This window comes from Mesorhizobium norvegicum (assembly GCF_004919685.1).
GTDB classification, from domain to species: Bacteria; Pseudomonadota; Alphaproteobacteria; order Rhizobiales; family Rhizobiaceae; genus Mesorhizobium; species Mesorhizobium norvegicum.
The window spans coordinates 31030-47772 of sequence record NZ_SMYZ01000044.1 but is presented as its reverse complement, the minus strand read 5'-3'; the positions used below and the strand labels follow the sequence as shown (position 1 = coordinate 47772).

At 59.5% G+C, this 16743-nt stretch carries 15 protein-coding genes; 13 read left to right on the top strand and 2 right to left on the bottom strand.

Annotated elements, in window-relative coordinates; genetic code table 11:
• The first annotated feature begins 25 nt into the window (after positions 1–25).
• From FCU66_RS18950 to FCU66_RS18930, 5 genes are read left to right on the top strand one after another with little or no spacing between them, the layout of a single operon-like run.
• Positions 26–2140, top strand: a complete 2115-nt coding sequence (locus FCU66_RS18950) for an ABC transporter permease (RefSeq protein ID WP_136621149.1) — start codon at positions 26–28, stop codon at positions 2138–2140.
• Complete coding sequence (locus tag FCU66_RS18945; protein ID WP_136621148.1) at positions 2137–3279, top strand: NHL repeat-containing protein; 1143 nt, start codon at positions 2137–2139, stop codon at positions 3277–3279. The genes FCU66_RS18950 and FCU66_RS18945 overlap by 4 nt, the downstream gene beginning before the upstream one ends.
• Entirely contained in the window at positions 3276–4778 is a 1503-nt protein-coding gene (locus FCU66_RS18940) for a sugar ABC transporter ATP-binding protein (RefSeq protein ID WP_136621147.1), read from the top strand. Before FCU66_RS18945 ends, FCU66_RS18940 begins: the two co-directional genes overlap by 4 nt.
• A complete protein-coding gene (locus tag FCU66_RS18935) occupies positions 4778–5671 on the top strand; it encodes a hydroxymethylglutaryl-CoA lyase (protein ID WP_136621146.1) in 894 nt (297 codons plus the stop codon). Before FCU66_RS18940 ends, FCU66_RS18935 begins: the two co-directional genes overlap by 1 nt.
• The gene (locus FCU66_RS18930; RefSeq protein ID WP_136621145.1) at positions 5661–5816 is read left to right on the top strand and encodes an IS3 family transposase; all 156 of its coding nucleotides are present in this window, start codon (positions 5661–5663) and stop codon (positions 5814–5816) included. Before FCU66_RS18935 ends, FCU66_RS18930 begins: the two co-directional genes overlap by 11 nt.
• A 57-nt stretch (positions 5817–5873) precedes the next feature.
• On the opposite strand, the gene FCU66_RS18925 is transcribed toward FCU66_RS18930, so the two are convergent.
• Positions 5874–6566: an alpha/beta hydrolase gene (locus tag FCU66_RS18925; RefSeq protein WP_136621144.1), complete on the bottom strand. Its 693-nt coding sequence runs from the start codon at positions 6564–6566 to the stop codon at positions 5874–5876.
• A 570-nt stretch (positions 6567–7136) separates the two neighbouring features.
• Here FCU66_RS18925 and FCU66_RS18920 point away from each other — a divergent pair.
• The 8 genes from FCU66_RS18920 (at position 7137) to FCU66_RS18885 (ending at position 16191) form a co-directional block, all read left to right on the top strand.
• Complete coding sequence (locus tag FCU66_RS18920) at positions 7137–8327, top strand: aminotransferase class V-fold PLP-dependent enzyme (RefSeq protein ID WP_136621143.1); 1191 nt, start codon at positions 7137–7139, stop codon at positions 8325–8327.
• Between the two features lie 19 nt (positions 8328–8346).
• Positions 8347–9297, top strand: coding sequence for an HpcH/HpaI aldolase/citrate lyase family protein (locus tag FCU66_RS18915; protein WP_136621142.1), 951 nt, complete (start codon positions 8347–8349; stop codon positions 9295–9297).
• A gap of 8 nt (positions 9298–9305) precedes the next feature.
• Positions 9306–10490: a malate--CoA ligase subunit beta gene (locus FCU66_RS18910; protein ID WP_136621141.1), complete on the top strand. Its 1185-nt coding sequence runs from the start codon at positions 9306–9308 to the stop codon at positions 10488–10490.
• A gap of 11 nt (positions 10491–10501) precedes the next feature.
• Positions 10502–11401 (top strand): succinate--CoA ligase subunit alpha, encoded by a 900-nt coding sequence (gene sucD / locus FCU66_RS18905; RefSeq protein ID WP_136621140.1) that lies wholly within the window; start codon positions 10502–10504, stop codon positions 11399–11401.
• A gap of 39 nt (positions 11402–11440) precedes the next feature.
• Entirely contained in the window at positions 11441–12412 is a 972-nt protein-coding gene (locus tag FCU66_RS18900; RefSeq protein WP_136621139.1) for a 2-hydroxyacid dehydrogenase, read from the top strand.
• The gene (locus FCU66_RS41190; RefSeq protein WP_168992105.1) at positions 12409–12546 is read left to right on the top strand and encodes a hypothetical protein; all 138 of its coding nucleotides are present in this window, start codon (positions 12409–12411) and stop codon (positions 12544–12546) included. Before FCU66_RS18900 ends, FCU66_RS41190 begins: the two co-directional genes overlap by 4 nt.
• Positions 12543–15254: a phosphoenolpyruvate carboxylase gene (locus tag FCU66_RS18895; RefSeq protein WP_246093946.1), complete on the top strand. Its 2712-nt coding sequence runs from the start codon at positions 12543–12545 to the stop codon at positions 15252–15254. The genes FCU66_RS41190 and FCU66_RS18895 overlap by 4 nt, the downstream gene beginning before the upstream one ends.
• 292 nt (positions 15255–15546) lie before the next feature.
• Complete coding sequence (locus tag FCU66_RS18885) at positions 15547–16191, top strand: response regulator transcription factor (RefSeq protein WP_136621138.1); 645 nt, start codon at positions 15547–15549, stop codon at positions 16189–16191.
• Between the two features lie 55 nt (positions 16192–16246).
• On the opposite strand, the gene panD is transcribed toward FCU66_RS18885, so the two are convergent.
• Positions 16247–16699: an aspartate 1-decarboxylase gene (panD, locus tag FCU66_RS18880; protein WP_136621137.1), complete on the bottom strand. Its 453-nt coding sequence runs from the start codon at positions 16697–16699 to the stop codon at positions 16247–16249.
• Positions 16700–16743 lie beyond the last annotated feature (44 nt).

The window sequence follows — 16743 nt, the reverse complement described above, 5'->3', positions numbered from 1 at the left end:
CAATGTCTGCAGTTAGGGTCTTAAGATGGAAGTGATCGAGCGCCTCTATTTTCGCTATTTTCCGGAAAAGGTGCTTGGCGAAGTGCTGACCAAGCGCTGGAGCGATAACGCTGTTCCAGTGCTTGCAACGATCTTGACGATCGGCTTTTTTCTTCTTCAGAATCCGCATTTCTTCACGCTGTCGAGCCTCACCGAGACGTCGCGCCAGCTGTCGGAGTTTTCACTGGTCGTCGTCGCCATGGGCATTGTGCTGCTGGCGGGAGGCCTGGATCTCTCGGTCGGCAGCGTGTTTGCTCTGGCCAACATCACGGCCCTTATTTGCATCACCTTGCTGGAATGGCCGGTCTGGGCCACCGTGATAGCCACCTTGGCTGTCGGCGCTCTGTGCGGTGCGGTCAATGGCTTCCTGATTGGCTATTTGCGGATCCGCGCATTCCTGACAACGCTGGTCACGCTCATCATCATTCGATCGATCGTCGACATCCTTCTCCTGCGTTATGCGGTTCAGATATCGGCGGTTTTCCCCGAGTCCGACCTCTGGTTCTTTATCGGAGAAGGCCAGGTCCTTGGCATTCCCTTCTCGTTTCTTGTCGCCGTCGTCGTCATAGGGCTCTGGCATGTCATCCTGACCAGGGCACGGGCCGGATGGCATATCACCGCGGTCGGCGGCAGCCGTCGTTCCGCCTACAATGCCGGGCTAAGGGTCAAGTTCACGATCTTCACCACCTATGTCTGGTCGAGCGTGCTTGCGTCGTTGGCTGGCGTGTTCTTCGCGGCACGCCTCGGCAGCGCGGGATCAGATACCGGAGTCGGCCTCGAAATCGCGGCGCTGACCGCCGCCGTTCTTGGAGGCAACAGTCTCGGGGGCGGCCGTGGGTCGGTGGTGAAATCCGTACTCGGCGCGGTTGTTGTGCTCATTCTAACCGACAGCATGGTTCGCGTCGGGATCAGTGGCGGCATCAGCTCTATGATCCTCGGTATTGTTCTGCTCGTCGTGGTGGCCATCGACGTCCGTTGGCTGAAGAACCGGCACAAGCTTCTGAACAAGGTGTATGTGTCACCCGGTTATTTCCGTCTCCCGGCACTTCCAGAGACCGACGCGGGATCTGACAGTCCCTACGCGCTCAACGATCGGCTGAAGGATGTTTCGCTCATCGGCAAGGGCGAGATCGAAGGTCCGGAGGACGTCATTTTCGATCGCAACGACAATCTCTATTGTCCAAATCGGCACGGCGACATCGTTCGCTTCTTCGCGCCGGACTACACCAAGTGGGAGATATTCGTACATATTGGCGGCCACCCGCTCGGCCTGGCCTTTGACGCCAACGAGAACCTGAATGTCTGTATTGGCGGGATGGGTCTCTATCAGGTTTCGCCGGATCGACAGATCACAAAGCTGACCGACGAGACCAAGCGGACGGTCCTTTCGGTGATCGACGATTCCCGTTTGAAGCTTGCCGACGACCTCGACATCGCGCCGGATGGCCGCATCTTTTTTTCTGAGGCAACCATCCGTTATGACATGCACGACTGGGCGACAGATGCGCTGGAGAGCAGGGGCAACGGTCGCCTGATCTGCTTTGACCCACGCGATCGTTCGACCAAAACGATCCTTAGAAATTTGCAATTCCCAAATGGGGTCTGCATGGCCGGCGACGGACAATCGTTCTTCTTCGCCGAGACCTGGGGCTGCCGTGTAAATCGATACTGGTTCGACGGTCCCAGGAAGGGCACGTGCGAAACGACGATCCCAAATCTTCCGGGGTATCCCGACAACATCAATCGAGCCTCGGACGGAAGCTTCTGGGTGGCTCTTGTCGGCATGCGATCGCCGGCTCTCGACCTGGCGATGAGAATGCCGTCGCTGCGCAAACGCATGGCCAAGCGTGTCGCCCGCGACGAATGGCTGTTCCCGAACATCAACACGGGGTGCGTGCTCAAATTCAAGCCGAACGGCGAAATCGTGGAATCCTATTGGGACCTTGGAGGCAAGAACCACCCGATGGTGACGTCGATGCGCGAGCACAAGGGATATCTGTATCTCGGCGGGCTCTACAACGATCGGATAGGTCGTCTCAAGCTGCCCGATGCTGATCCAACCTGGACGTCACAAGCGTCCTATTGGGGAGCAAACGCATGAGCATGTCTGGCCGCATCGGCAGTATCTTCGACAAGTTCATGGGTGGGCGCGGCGAACATTCCATCACGGTTCCGGTGATGGACGGCGCGCTCAAGCCCAACAATTACCTGGAGCGCATCTCCAGCGTCTCGATGATAGATGGGGCGGACAATCTGACGATTGCGAGGGGGCAAATGCTGCTCACCGCTGGCAACCGGCTGGTTGAACTTCACGACGACGGAAGCACCTCTGTTCGAAGCACTTGCGATACCGAGATCACCTTTCTATCCGCGTCACCGCAAGGGGCCCTTGCCCTGGGCTTGGACAAGCTTGGTATCGCGATCGTCGGTGGTCGGCATGACGGCAAGCGACTTGCCGCGAACCTGTCCGGCCAGCAGCTCAACTGTCCAACGGCCGCCGTTTTCCTGGATGAAGACACGCTGGTCGTTTGCAATGGTTCGAGCGCCCATTCGGCCCTCGAATGGAGTCGGGATCTCTTGAATCTTGGCCGCAGCGGAAGCGTCGTGAGAATTGATCTGGGAGCCGGAAATGCGAGCCTCATCAAAGGAGGACTAGGATTTCCCTCGGGCGTCACCGTAGCGAGGGACGGCAAGCTGGTCATTTCTGAAGCCTGGAAACATCGCCTTTTGGCGCTGGACGTTGTCGACGGCAGCATCGCAACGGTGCTTGCGGATTTGCCCGCATATCCCGGACGGATTCAGCCAGCCAGCCAGAATGGATACTGGCTAACGATGTTTGCGGTCCGCTCCCAGCTGCAGGAATTTGTGCTGCGCGAAAACCGCTACAGGCGCGAAATGATGGAAACCATTGCGCCGGAATATTGGATCGCACCTACGCTTTCGAGCGGACGCAGCTTCAAGGAACCGCTGCAAGCGGGCAGCGTCATCCGACTGGGCATCCACAAACCCTGGGCACCGAGCCGTTCCTATGGTCTCCTGCTTCGTCTCGATGACAGCTTTCAGCCCATTTGGAGCGCCCACAGCAGGGCTGATGGCCGCCGGCACGGCATCACGTCCTGTGTTGAAATCCGCGACAGGCTGTTCATCGCCTCCAAAGGTCGCGGCGAAATCCTCGCGCTCGATCATCTTTCTCCGACCGAGCCGGACGACCTCTCGGTTCTCATGGGGTCGGCGGCATGACACCGATTGTCGAACTCAAGGCCGCTACAAAGGATTTTCGCGGCAATCCCGCTTTCTCGGATGTCGACTTTCAGCTGCTGCCCGGTGAGATTCATGCGTTGCTCGGCGAGAATGGCGCCGGAAAGTCGACACTGACGAAGATCATCGCCGGCGTCTATCCGCTCAGCAGCGGCAAGATGCTCATCAACGGCCGTGAGGAGAAGCTCGCAACCCCGGCTGAGGGGCTGGCGAAGGGGATAGCGATGGTCTACCAGGAAAACAGCCTGGTTCCGTCGATGTCGGTCGCTCAGAATATTTATCTGGGAAAAGAGAAGCCTCTGAACCGGCTTCGCGGCATCTACATTTCCGCTCAGCAATTCCTCCAGTCCCTGAACTTCCACGTCGATCCTTCAGCCATCGTGGGCTCTTTAGGCGCCGCACAGAAGCAGATGGTCGAGATCGCGCGAGCGGTGCATCACAAGGCAAAGGTAATCATCTTCGATGAGCCGACGGCGACCCTCACGCCGGAGGAAAAGAGCTACTTCTTCAAGCTGATCAGGAAGCTGAAGGACGAGGGGGTCTCCATCATATTCATTTCGCATGCGCTTGAAGAGGCGCTCATGGTTGCGGATCGGATTACCATCCTGAGAGATGGCAGGCTGGTGGCCTCGGACAAGGCCGCCGCGTTCGATCGTCAGAAGATCATTCAGGCCATGGTCGGTCGAACGCTGACAGATGAGATCTACAGCGGAGCCTCGCGCGTGCGCGCTCCAAGGCCGCGTGGCGCAAAAGTGCTCTCCGTCGAAAATCTCTCGATGGGCAACATGGTGCGCAACACATCGTTTTCGCTGTATGCGGGGCAGGTGACCGGGATTTTCGGTCTGGTCGGCTCCGGCCGGACCGAGACGCTGAAAGTGGTATGCGGGGTTCTGAAACGCGATTTCTTTCATGGGGGAGAAGTCAAGATCGATGGCCAATCCAAGCGCTATCTGGTGCCCGCGCCGGCTGTGCGTGACGGCGTTGTCTATGTGACCGAAGAGCGAAAGGCGGAAGGCTTCTTCGAGACGATGAGCATTGCCGAAAACATCTATATGGGCCAACTCGGCGGACAATCCTTTGGCGGCTTCAACATCGTGTCGATGAAGCAAGCACGGTCCGTTGCCGAGGAATGGCGTAAACGTCTCAACGTGAGGGCCATCGACCCGGACGCGAAAGTCATCGAACTGTCCGGCGGCAATCAGCAGAAGGTCGTGATTGCCAAGGCGCTCGTCCAGAAGCCAAGACTTGTGGTCTTCGATGAGCCGACGCGCGGCGTCGATGTCGGCGCCATCGCCGAAATCCATACCTTCATAAACCAGCTTGCTGACCAGGGGATCGCAGTCGCGGTAATCTCGTCTTACCTGCCGGAGATACTAAGCCTTTCCGACCGCATCCTCATTGCCCGCCAGGGCAAGATCGTCGAGGAGATGGACCGCCGGATTGCCACGGAAGAAACGATCATGTACGCGGCCGTCCACTAATGAGCGGCGATCGCAAGGTCACGATTGTCGAGGTGGGCCCTCGTGACGGCCTGCAAAATGAGAAAAAAATCGTATCCACCGAAAATAAGCTGAAGCTCATCCGTCTGCTGGCTGATGCCGGTCTCTCTCGTATCGAAGTCACCGCGTTCGTCTCGCCAAGATGGGTGCCCCAGATGGCCGATCATGACGCGGTGATGCGACGGACGCCGGCGCGGGAAGGCTTGATACGCTCCGTGCTGGTGCCCAACGACAAGGGTGCCATCGCCGCGATTGCCGCGGGTGCTGACGAACTGGCCGTCTTTACCAGCGCCTCAGAAACTTTCGCGTCCAGAAACATCAACTGCACCATAGCCGAAAGCCTGGAGCGGTTCGTGCCGGTGATCAGCCTCGCGCGGTCGCATGGCATTCCAGTTCGCGGCTACGTGTCTTGCGCCGTCGATTGTCCTTACGAGGGCGAAATCGCACCCGACGCGGTCGCAATGGTTTCTTCGCAACTGATGAACCTGGGGTGCCATGAGATCTCTGTGGCAGATACGATCGGCCGGGGATTGCCGGAGCGCGTAAGTCTCATGCTGGAACGCGTACTCGACCGGGTTCCAGCACCGATGGTGGCCTGCCACTTCCATGACACTTCCGGGCGAGCTCGTGCGAATGTGGACGCCGCGTTGGACTGGGGCATCGCTACGTTCGATAGTTCCGCGGGCGGTCTAGGGGGCTGTCCTTATGCTCCAGGTGCTGCAGGCAACATTGGCACCGGAGTTATCAACTCCCATCTAATACAAAGAGGTTACGCGACGGGGGTTGATCTCGACAGACTTCGATTTGCTGAAGAATTTGCTCTTAGCTTGAGGTGTGGCCCTGAAGCTCGAGGCGGTCTATCCGATGGCGCTTGAAACCTTCGAGGACGTTGCCGAGCAACTTCCCCACTTCATCGACGAGGTCTACAACAAACGCAGGCTCCATTCGGCGCTGGGATATCTCAGTCCGCAACAGTTCGAGGATCAACACATCCGGCAGACGGGCAAAACCGCAGCCTGATCAGTGTCCACCCCTAGGGGCGCACTCCAAACCGGGGCCACTTTTGAGCGACATGCACTAGGCGGTCGCTTTCGCCGCCTCCTCAATCAATGCCACGATCTCATCGGGGCGCGAGGCCAGAGATGCATGGCTTGCAGCAAGCGAGATTGTCTTTTGCGGCTTCATGCGGTCGACGAACCAGCGCTCGGTCTCGGGTGGGATCATGCGATCGTTCTCCGAAACCTGATACCAGCTCGGCTTGTCTTTCCACGCCGACTTGCCGGTCTTGTCGGCAAAGCAGCGTGCGGCAATCGGTTTTTGCGTCAAAGCCATGACAAGAGCAGCCGTTTCATCGAGGTCTTGGCAGAAATTCTCGTGGAATTTCTCTGGATCGACCCACAAAAATCCATCGTTGTCTGGCTTGATATGCGCCGCTCCCGGAGGCGGCTCACGCAGGCCAAATATGCCTCCTGGCGATTCTCCTTCATCGGGGGCGAAGGCAGCGATGTAGACCAGCCCTACCACATTCGGCGTATGACCGGCGCCGGTGATCACCACGCCGCCATAAGAATGGCCCACTAGCAGCGTTGGCCCATCCATAGCGGCAGCCATCTTACTGGTGCGGTCGATATCATCGGGAAGGGATGTCAACGGATTCTGTACTGCCCGTATGGTATATCCTTTGGAATGCAATGGCGGGATGACACGGCTCCAATGAGAACCATCGCCCCACGCACCATGGACCAGAACAATATTCGGTCGTTTAGCCATTTCACTCTCCTGTCTATCCCCCTCCGTCAGCCGTTTCTCGTCGCGATTGCCCTGACGCAAGCTGCTTTTCGACGATCTCGTGGCCGCTCCTTTTTCTAATCGATCATTCCGCCCGATAAGTGTGACACTTGGCCGAAGCCGAGTTGCGTTTCAGCCGCTGTCAGACCGAGTGCAAGTGCGGACTTCCGATTCACGAATTCCGTGGCTTCCTCCCTGGTCAAATCATTCGCTAAAGTAGGCGAGCCAAAAGTAACTGGCGCGCTGCGGCCAAGAGTCAATTGGCAATTCCGATTTGGTCTGTCTCGCTCGCGCGCGGAGGCGCATTCCGGCAGGCGGCTTCGAGGTGGCCCTCCGGACTTTCCTCCTGACCGGCCGGCGGCGACGGAGAGGGTAGGATTTGCCTATCCGTTAGGCATCGTTTGCCTACTTGGCGGGCAGGTTTTGCGCAACACTCACCCACCTCGGTTTCTATCCGGACGGGTGTTGTGGCGATGGCCTGCGCACCCGAAAATCCTGACCATCGCGACGAATGATGATTGCGTCTTTCGCCGGACAAACCAGGAGAATTCGATGGCCGGCTTTACGCACCTTTTCATTCCGGGCCCCACGAACGTTCCCGAAAAAGTTCGGCAGGCGATGAACCTGCCGATGGAGGATATGCGCTCGCCAGGCTTTCCGCAGTTCACACTTCCGCTGTTTGAGGACATCAAGAAAGTGTTCAAGAACGAGACTGGCCGCGTCTTCGTCTTCCCATCGTCGGGCACCGGTGCCTGGGAATCGGCGATGACCAACGCGCTCAGTCCCGGCGACCGCGTTCTGATGTCCCGCTTCGGTCAGTTTTCGCATCTCTGGGTCGATATGGCCGAACGCCTCGGCTTCCAGGTCGAGGTCATAGATTGTGAGTGGGGTACCGGCGTTCCGCTGGACATCTACGCCGAAAAGCTTCACGCCGACAAAGACCACAGCATCAAGGCCATCTTCTGCACCCAGAACGAGACCGCGACTGGTGTGACCAGCGATGTGGCCGGCTGCCGCGCGGCGCTTGATGCGGCAAACCACCCCGCCTTGCTGTTCGTCGACGGCGTATCGTCGATCGGCTCGATCGATTTCCGCCAGGAAGAATGGGGCGTCGACTGCGCTGTCAGCGGCTCGCAGAAGGGCTTCATGCTCCCTGCCGGTCTCGGCTTCCTGTCCGTCAGCAGAAAGGCGCTCGCAGCGTCAAGGACGGCCACCAGCCGGCGCTGCTTCTTCTCTTTCGAGGACATGATCAAGGCCAACGACACCGGCTATTTCCCCTATACCCCGGCGACCACGCTGCTGCGCGGGTTGCGCGCCTCGCTCGATCTGATGGCCGAGGAGGGCCTCGAAAACATATTCGCCCGGCATACACGGCTGGCCGAGGGCGTGCGCAAGGCTGTCGATGCCTGGGGCCTGAAACTCTGCGCCAAGGAACCGAAATGGCATTCGGACACCGTCAGCGCGATCCTGGTGCCGGAGGGCATCGACAGCGGCGTCGTCGTCAAGCACGCCTACCAAACCTACCACACCTCGCTGGGCGGTGGGCTCAGCAAGGTCGCCGGCAGGGTCTTCCGTATCGGACATCTTGGCTGGTTGAACGAGGTGATGGTCTGCGCATCGCTTTCCGCCGCGGAACTGACGTTGCTGGACTGCGGGGTTGCACTGGCGCCGGGTTCGGGCGTGGGTGCCGCGATCAGTCATTTCCGCCTGACGGACAAGCCCGCCGTCGCGAAGGCTGCTTGAGCAAGTCAGGAGAAGCGACGTGAGCCATACGATCAACCATTTACGAAAATTGCGTCTCCAGCGCAGCGAGCTCGCCGTTCCCGGTTCGAGCCCGGAGATGATCGACAAGGCGGCCAACAGCGCAGCCGACTTCGTGTTCCTCGATATCGAGGACGCCGTGGCTCCACCCGACAAGGAGCGCGCTCGCAAGAACATCATCCAGGCGCTGAACGACATCGACTGGCACGCCAAGGGCAAGACCGTATCGGTCCGCATCAACGGCCTCGACACGCACTACATGTATCGCGACGTAGTCGATGTGATGGAGCAGGCCGGCGATCGTCTCGATACCATCCTGGTGCCGAAGGTTGGCGTCCAAGCCGATCTGTACATGGTCGAGGCCTTGGTCAACCAGATCGAGATGGCCAGGGGATACAAGACCCGCGTCGGCCTCGAGGCGTTGATCGAGACGGCGCTCGGCATGGCCAATGTCGAGGCGATCGCCGCTTTCCCGGGGCGGCTGGAGGCAATGCATTTCGGCGTTGCCGACTATGCCGCAAGCTGCAAGGCGCGCACGGTAAACATTGGCGGCCTCAACCCCGACTATCCCGGCGACCAATGGCACGCAGCCTTGTCTCGGATGACGGTTGCCTGTCGGGCGTATGGCCTTCGGGCGGTCGACGGGCCGTTCGGAGACTTCTCCGATCCGGACGGTTTCACCGCCGCTGCTCGCCGCGCGGCAGCTCTCGGTATCGAAGGCAAATGGGCCATCCATCCTTCCCAGATACCGCTTGCCAACGAGGTGTTCTCTCCACCGGAAAAGGAGGTCGCCCGCGCCCGGCGCATCATCGAAATGCTCAAGGAAGCGGAGGAGCAAGGCAAGGGAGCCGCGGCGCTGGACGGCAAGATGATCGACGCCGCTTCAGAGCGGATGGCTCGCAATGTGCTGGTCGTGCACGAGGCGATCATCCAGGCCGCCGGCGGCAGATAGGATTTCAAATGGACATCCATGAATACCAGGCCAAGGAACTTCTTTCCCGATACTCGGTCCATGTGCCGCGCGGCCGTCTGGCCTACAGCCCCGAACAGGCGGCATATCGTGCCAGCGAGATCGGCGGCGACAAGTGGGTCGTCAAGGCGCAGATCCATTCCGGCGCCAGAGGCAAGGCCGGCGGCATAAAGCTCTGTGGAAGTGACGACGAGATTTCCGCCGCGGCCGAGGCAATGCTCGGGCGCAAGCTGGTCACGCATCAGACCGGACCGCGCGGCAAGCTGGTGTCGAGGCTCTATGTCGAGGAGGCGGTCGATATCCTGCAGGAGATTTATCTGGCTTTTGTCCTCGACCGTAAATCCGAACGGGTGATGATTGTCGCCTCCGCTTCGGGTGGTATGGAAATAGAGGAAATCGCCGAGAGCGAACCCGACTCGATCATCCGCGCCACCGTCGATCCCGGCGCCGGCATGCAGGATTTCCAGGCCCGCGAGATCGCCTTCGGGCTTGGTCTCGAAAACGCGATGATCGGCAAGGCAACGGAAACGCTGCTTGGCTGCTACCGCGTGTTCCGCGACTACGACGCTTCGATGCTCGAAATCAATCCACTGGTCGTGACCCGTGACGGCAACCTGGTCGCGCTTGACGCGAAGATGTCGTTTGACGAAAACGCGCTGTTCCGTCGCCCCGAAATCTCGGAGCTGCGCGACAAGTCGCAGGAAGATCCCCGCGAGACTTTCGCCAGCGACCGCGGCCTGTCCTATGTCGGCCTCGACGGCAATATAGGCTGCATCATCAATGGCGCCGGGCTGGCGATGGCGACGATGGACATGATCAAGATCGCCGGCGGTGAACCGGCGAACTTCCTCGACATCGGCGGTGGGGCGTCGCCCGAACGCGTCGCCAAGTCGTTCCGCGCCGTTCTCGGCGACAAGAAGGTCGAAGCGATCCTGGTCAACATCTTTGCCGGTATCAATCGCTGCGACTGGGTGGCGGAAGGTGTGATCAAGGCAATCCGCGAAGTCGGCGTTCCTGTACCGCTGGTCGTGCGCCTGGCCGGCACCAATGTCGATGAAGGCAAGCGCATCCTGGCCGAGTCGGGCGAAGCGATTGTCGTTGCCGACACGCTGGCCGAGGCCGCCGAAAAAACGGTCGCAGCGTGGCGCTCCGTGACAATGAACAAGCCTGGCTGAGGAAACCGAAGATGGCCATTCTGCTCAATCGCGATACTCGTGTCATCGTACAGGGATTTACCGGCAAGATCGGCAGTTTCCATGCCGAGGACATGAAGCGCTACGGGACCAATGTGGTCGGCGGAGTCACTCCCGGCAAGGGCGGCCAGACACATCTGGGCCTGCCTGTGTTCAATACGGTCAAGGGCGCGGTACGCGAGACCGCCGCCGATGCCAGCATCATCTTCGTGCCGCCGCCTTTCGCCGCGGATTCGATCATGGAGGCCGCGGATGCCGGAATAAAGTTCTGCGTCTGCATTACCGATGGCATCCCATCACAAGACATGATCCGGGTGAAGCGCTACATGCGTCGCTATCGCTATCAGGATCGGCTGCGGCTGATCGGGCCCAATTGCGCCGGCATCATATCGCCCGGCCAGGCGTTGATGGGTATCATGCCGGGGTCCATCTATTTGCCAGGGCGCGTCGGCATCGTCGGGCGTTCTGGAACGCTCGGCTACGAGGCGGCCTCGCAGATGAAGGCCGTGGGCATTGGCGTGTCGACCAGCGTCGGCATCGGTGGCGATCCAATCAACGGCTCCTCTTTCCGGGACATTCTTGAGCTCTTCGAAAAAGATGATGATACCGACGCCGTGGTGATGATCGGTGAGATCGGCGGCCCGCAGGAAGCCGAGGCGGCACTGTGGGCGCGCGACAACATGAAGAAGCCGTTGATCGCCTATATCGCCGGCCTTTCAGCGCCGAAAGGCAAGCGCATGGGACATGCCGGCGCGATCATATCCGCATTCGGCGAGTCGGCGCAGGAGAAGGTCGAAATCCTGCGTGACGCCGGTGTGGCCATCGTGCCGACCCCATCCGCCTTCGGTCAGGTGGTTGCCGCTGTGATGGCCGAGCGGGCGAAGGCGGCGTAGCCGGAAAAAGATGCGCCGACGACCCCGCGAACAGGACAAATGATGAAACCACGCGTGATAGTGACACGGCGCTGGCCGGCCGCTGTTGAACATGTCCTTGCCGAACGGTTTGACGCCACGTTCAACAAGGGCGACACGCCGTTTGGCGAACACCAGCTCAAGGCGGCTCTCCTGGATTTCGATGCCGTCCTGCCAACGGTCAGCGACCGGCTTCCGCGCGCGATCTTTCCGAGGGCGAACGGTCGCGCCAGACTGATCGCCAATTTCGGCGTTGGGTTCAGTCATATCGACATCGAGGCTGCGCGTGAGCAGGGAATTTCGGTGACCAACACACCCGGCGTCCTGACCGACTGCACCGCCGACCTTGCCATGAGCCTGCTTCTTTCAGTCGCCCGGCGGACCGGCGAGGGCGAAAGGGAATTGCGCGCCAGCGAATGGCAAGGATGGCGGCCGACCCACATGATAGGAACGAAAGTCTCGGGGAAAACGCTCGGGATCGTCGGGATGGGCCGTATCGGCAAGGCCATGGCGCGCCGTGCGCATTTTGGCTTCGGGATGAAAATCGTCTTCCACAACCGGTCACGCGCCGACGACGCCGACATCCGGGCCATGAATGCCGAGCAGCTTCCAACGATCGAAGATGTGCTTGCGGCATCCGATTTTGTTTCGCTGCACTGTCCGGGCGGGACCGAAAATCGTCATCTCATGAATGCGCGGCGTCTGGACGCGATGAAGCCGGGTGCTTTCCTGGTCAATACCGCCCGCGGTGACGTGGTCGACCAGGAGGCTCTGATCGCCGTCCTTCAAGCAGGTCGGATCGCAGGCGCCGGCCTCGATGTCTTCGCTGACGAGCCTAACGTTCCGGAAGCTTTGACGCGCCTGGAGAATGTCGTGCTCTTGCCTCATCTCGGCAGCGCAACCGAAGAAACCCGGGGAGCCATGGGCATGAAAGTCGTCGAAAATCTGGTCGCCTTCTTTGAGGGCAGACCAGTCCCGGATCGGGTGGCGTGATGCCCCTTGCCCGGCCCATCGACTGTCCGGAAGTCAACGATTCATACGGTGTGCACGCGCGCTTCGCGGTTCTGCCGATCACCAGCCTGATCGTCGCGAATGTCGCCGGCATCAAGTTCGTGCTCGTGCAATGAACAAATCGCTCGAGGCAGGCGTCGCTTTGGAGATAGGCAGACCGATCGGTTTTCGCGAGGAAGAGCGCGCCCTGCTATTCCGGCTGTTGTTGTCCGTGGTGAGCGAGCGCGAGCCTGATATCGCCGATGTCCTCAACGGGCGGGCAGCACTGGAGGACCTTTCCAGAGAACAGCGAATTGCGGCGCTGCAGGCGACGGGAATCTGGTTCCAGCTTCTGGCGATCGCCAATGAATTGCTTGCCATGCGCTCACGCCGCGAGCTCGAGCGGGGAGGCGACCCTGACGATGCCGTTGGTGCCTTTGGCAATGTGGTGCGTGAAATCGCGGCCGGCGGCTATTCGGCGGAGGCGGCCAGCGAGGTTCTGAATGGTCTCTGCGTTGGGCCGACCATAACGGCCCATCCCACGGAAGCCAAACGCGTGACGGTCCTGGAAATTCATCGTCGCATCTACCGGAAGCTGACGGAACTGGAACAGCCGAGATGGGCGCCACGCGAGCGCGAGCTGCTGATTGGAGATCTGAGGAGTGAAATCGAACTTCTGTGGATGACCGGCGAATTGCGGCTTGAACGGCCGACCGTCGAAAGCGAGATCGCCTGGGGATTGCATTTCTTCCGGGAAGTAATTTTCGAGGCGACGCCGCGGCTCTATGAAACGGTCGACGGCGCTTTCAAGCGGTACTTCCCCAGGGCAGCGATCAAAGTGCCATCCTTCATGCGCTACTCTTCATGGATTGGCGGTGACCGGGACGGCAATCCCAATGTAACCGCGGGCACTACGGCCTATGCCTTGTCTGAATATCGCAACATGGCAATTGACTGGTACCTGGATCGGGTCAGCCGACTCGGGACCGTTCTCAGCATCAGTTCGAATGTTGTCGATATTCCGGCCGATTTCACCCGGGCGCTCGCTGCCGCTCTCGAAAAAAGCGGCGCCGGGTCTGACATAATCGCACGCAACCCTGACGAGCCGCTCCGTCAGTTTGTCGGTGCCATTCTATGCCGGCTCAACGCATTGCGTGGACAGGGAAAGGCGGATCCCTATACCTCGGCGGAGGCTTTCCGGGCCGATCTTGTCCGGCTTGCCACGGTCCTTGATCGCATCGGCGGAAGCATGGTGGCCAAGCGTTTCGTCCAGCCACTGTTAAGGCAGGTCGAAACCTTCGCCTTTCGCACGGTGTCGATGGACATCCGTCAGAATTCGACGGTCGTCAATCGGGTGCTGGCCGAGCTTTTCGCGACCGTGCCGAACGCGCCACCCTTGCATGCGGCTTCGCCGGAGTGGTCCGCCCGCATTCGCGCGTCGCTTCGCGCTGGCGAGCAACTTGACCTGCGGCGAGACCTTCTGTCCGAGGAGGCGGGCGATTTGCTCGACCTCTTCGAGGTCATAGGCAAAGCGAGCGGCGGCGCGATTGGTGTCTTCATCTTGAGCATGACCCGCTCTGCGGACGATATCCTGGCGGTGTACCTGATCGCCCAATATTGCGGTCTCATCACCGCCCAGGATGGTAGTGGCGCCATCAATTTGAGGATAGTTCCGCTTTTCGAGACAATCGCTGATTTGCGTGTCGCACCGGACATTCTCGGACAACTGCTCGGCGTTTCGACGGTTCGTCGCACCATGCAAGAGTTCGGCAACCATCAGGAAATCATGCTCGGCTACTCGGACTCCAACAAGGATGGCGGCTTTCTGGCGTCCAATTGGGAACTCAGCAAAGCTCAAAAAAGCCTGACCAGTCTCGGCGTGAAAAACAAGATCAAGATCAGCTTCTTTCACGGACGCGGTGGCTCGGTCAGCCGCGGTGGAGCACCGACCGGCAGAGCGATCGCCGCCCAGCCCGCGGGAACCGTCGGCTCCGTCATGCGCGTCACCGAACAGGGCGAGGTGGTTTCGTCCAAATTCGCCAACCGCGGCACCGGTCTCTATCAACTCGAGATGCTCGCGGCGAGCGTCTTCGCCCACAGCATCAAGTCGCCTGGCGAGGCTGAACTGAGGGATGTCCCTGAATTCGAAGAGGCACTTGAGGCGCTGACCGGCATGTCACAGGCGTCTTACGCCAGCCTCATGAACGAGCCCGGTTTCATCGACTATTTCAATCAGGCAAGCCCTGTCGAGGAACTTGGCCTGCTGAACCTCGGATCGCGCCCGGCGCGCCGTTTCGGTGCTCGGTCCATCGCGGATCTTCGCGCCATTCCGTGGGTCTTCGCCTGGAGCCAAAATCGTCATCTGCTCACCGGATGGTATGGGATCGGCAGTGCCCTGAACTCCTTCGTCACGGTCAGGGGCAACAGCGGACTCGATCTGTTGAGAAGGATGTTCGAGCGCTCGCGCTTCTTTCGCCTGATCATCGACGAAGTCGAGAAGACACTCTACCAGGCCGACATGGATGTGGCCCGACTCTACGCCGGATTGGTGTGCAGCCCCGAAACAGGTGAGCGCATTCACCAAAAGATCGCTGCCGAATATGAGCTGACACGGCTGATGATCGGCCAGATTACGGGCGGGGTCGCCCTGTCAGTCCGCTTCCCTTTGTTCAAACGTCATTTCGATCGGATTCGTCCGCAAATGGATAACATCCATCGCCTACAGGTTAAGTTGCTGCAGGAAGTTCGCAATCAGGACACCGCCACATCAAGCCGGAAGCCGTCGGTCAACGCACTGCTTCTTTCAATCAATTGCATTTCCGCCGGCCTCGGATGGACCGGCTAGTGCATGTCGCCCAAAAGTGACCTCGGTTTTGGGAGAACGACATGCATAAGAACAAAAACCTAAAGCGCGTCGCCTGAATCCGTTCAAACGCGACGCGCTTTAGGACGTGAGCCGGCGGCACTTGGTGAAAACGGAAATTCAGCAGCCGAAGCGAGAGTCCGAGCGGAAGTCTCTGCACGGATGCGTCGATTCCAAATCTACGACCAATTTGAGTCGCGGGGACGCAGTTTGGAAGCCAACGATTGTGGTAGCGAATGATCTATGTAGAGGCGCCAACGTCGGTACCACGCCCATGAGAGGCGAAAACAAAATCAGAGTACTGATCGCGGAGCGGAATCCGCTGGTGATCGCCGCATTTCTTGACATGATCGCCCGGGACGCCCGATTTGATGTCGCCCAAAGCGTTCGAAGCGGCGAAGCCTTCATAGAGGCAGCGTCCGTTGCCGATTCAACGTTCGATATCGCTGTTCTTGGCTGGAAACTATCCGATATGGACGGCGGAGAGCTTCTGGTTGAGCTGGAGCGGCGGCAACTGCGTCCCCGCATTGTAATGTTTTCCAACGACCATGATATCGCGATTCTGAAGCAATGCGTTCGGCTCGGCGTCCATGGCTTTTGCTATCAGTTCGACGATCCCTGCATATTGTTCGATACGTTGCTTGCCGTCGCTCATGGCCGCATCTGCATTCCCTATATCGATGTTTCCAAGATAAACGAGACGCCGCTTTCCAAACTTACCACGCGCGAGCGCGAGCTTCTGGCGGTGCTGGCGGACGGTTGGACCAATCTCCAGATCGCCACCCGCACAGGGATTTCCGAGAATACCGTCAAATTTCACCTCAAGAATCTCTATGACAAGCTCAACGTCCGAAACCGCGCGATGGCGGTGGCGCTTTATGCCAGGGAAAAGAGGCCAGGGGCTCAGCCGAACCTGTGACAGGAGTGCGCCCCTAGGGGTGGACAGAAAACCGCGCGCATAAGTCGAGGGCAAGTTACGATCCTGACACCAGGACAGGAATAGCCAACGCCGCGTTCGCCTCGTCAAGGATCGAGAAACTGTATCGCCCACCGGCGTCGACATCGACCGAGTAGCTCAGGCGGTCGCGGATGTGGTTCTCCTTGTCGAACGTGACGATCCGCGGCTTCAGGGAAGTGATTTGCGCTTCGTCCAGATAGATGGAGTTGCAGACGATGATCTGGTCGCCGGGCTGGCAGGTGCGAGCGGCCGCTCCGTTGAGGATGCAGCATCGCGAGCCACGCTCGCCAAGAATGACATAGGTCGAAATCCGCGCCCCGGAATTCTTGTTCCATATCTCCACGAATTCCATCGGCAGGATGCCGGCTGCCTCGCAGTGGTCAGGGTCGAGCGTTATCGAACCATGGTAGTTGAGGTTCGCTTCGGTGACGTGGATGCCGTGCAGCTTGCCGGCGACCATTTTTCGCATTGGTCTGTTGTCCTATCCATCATTGCATGACCAGTCCTGCTCGC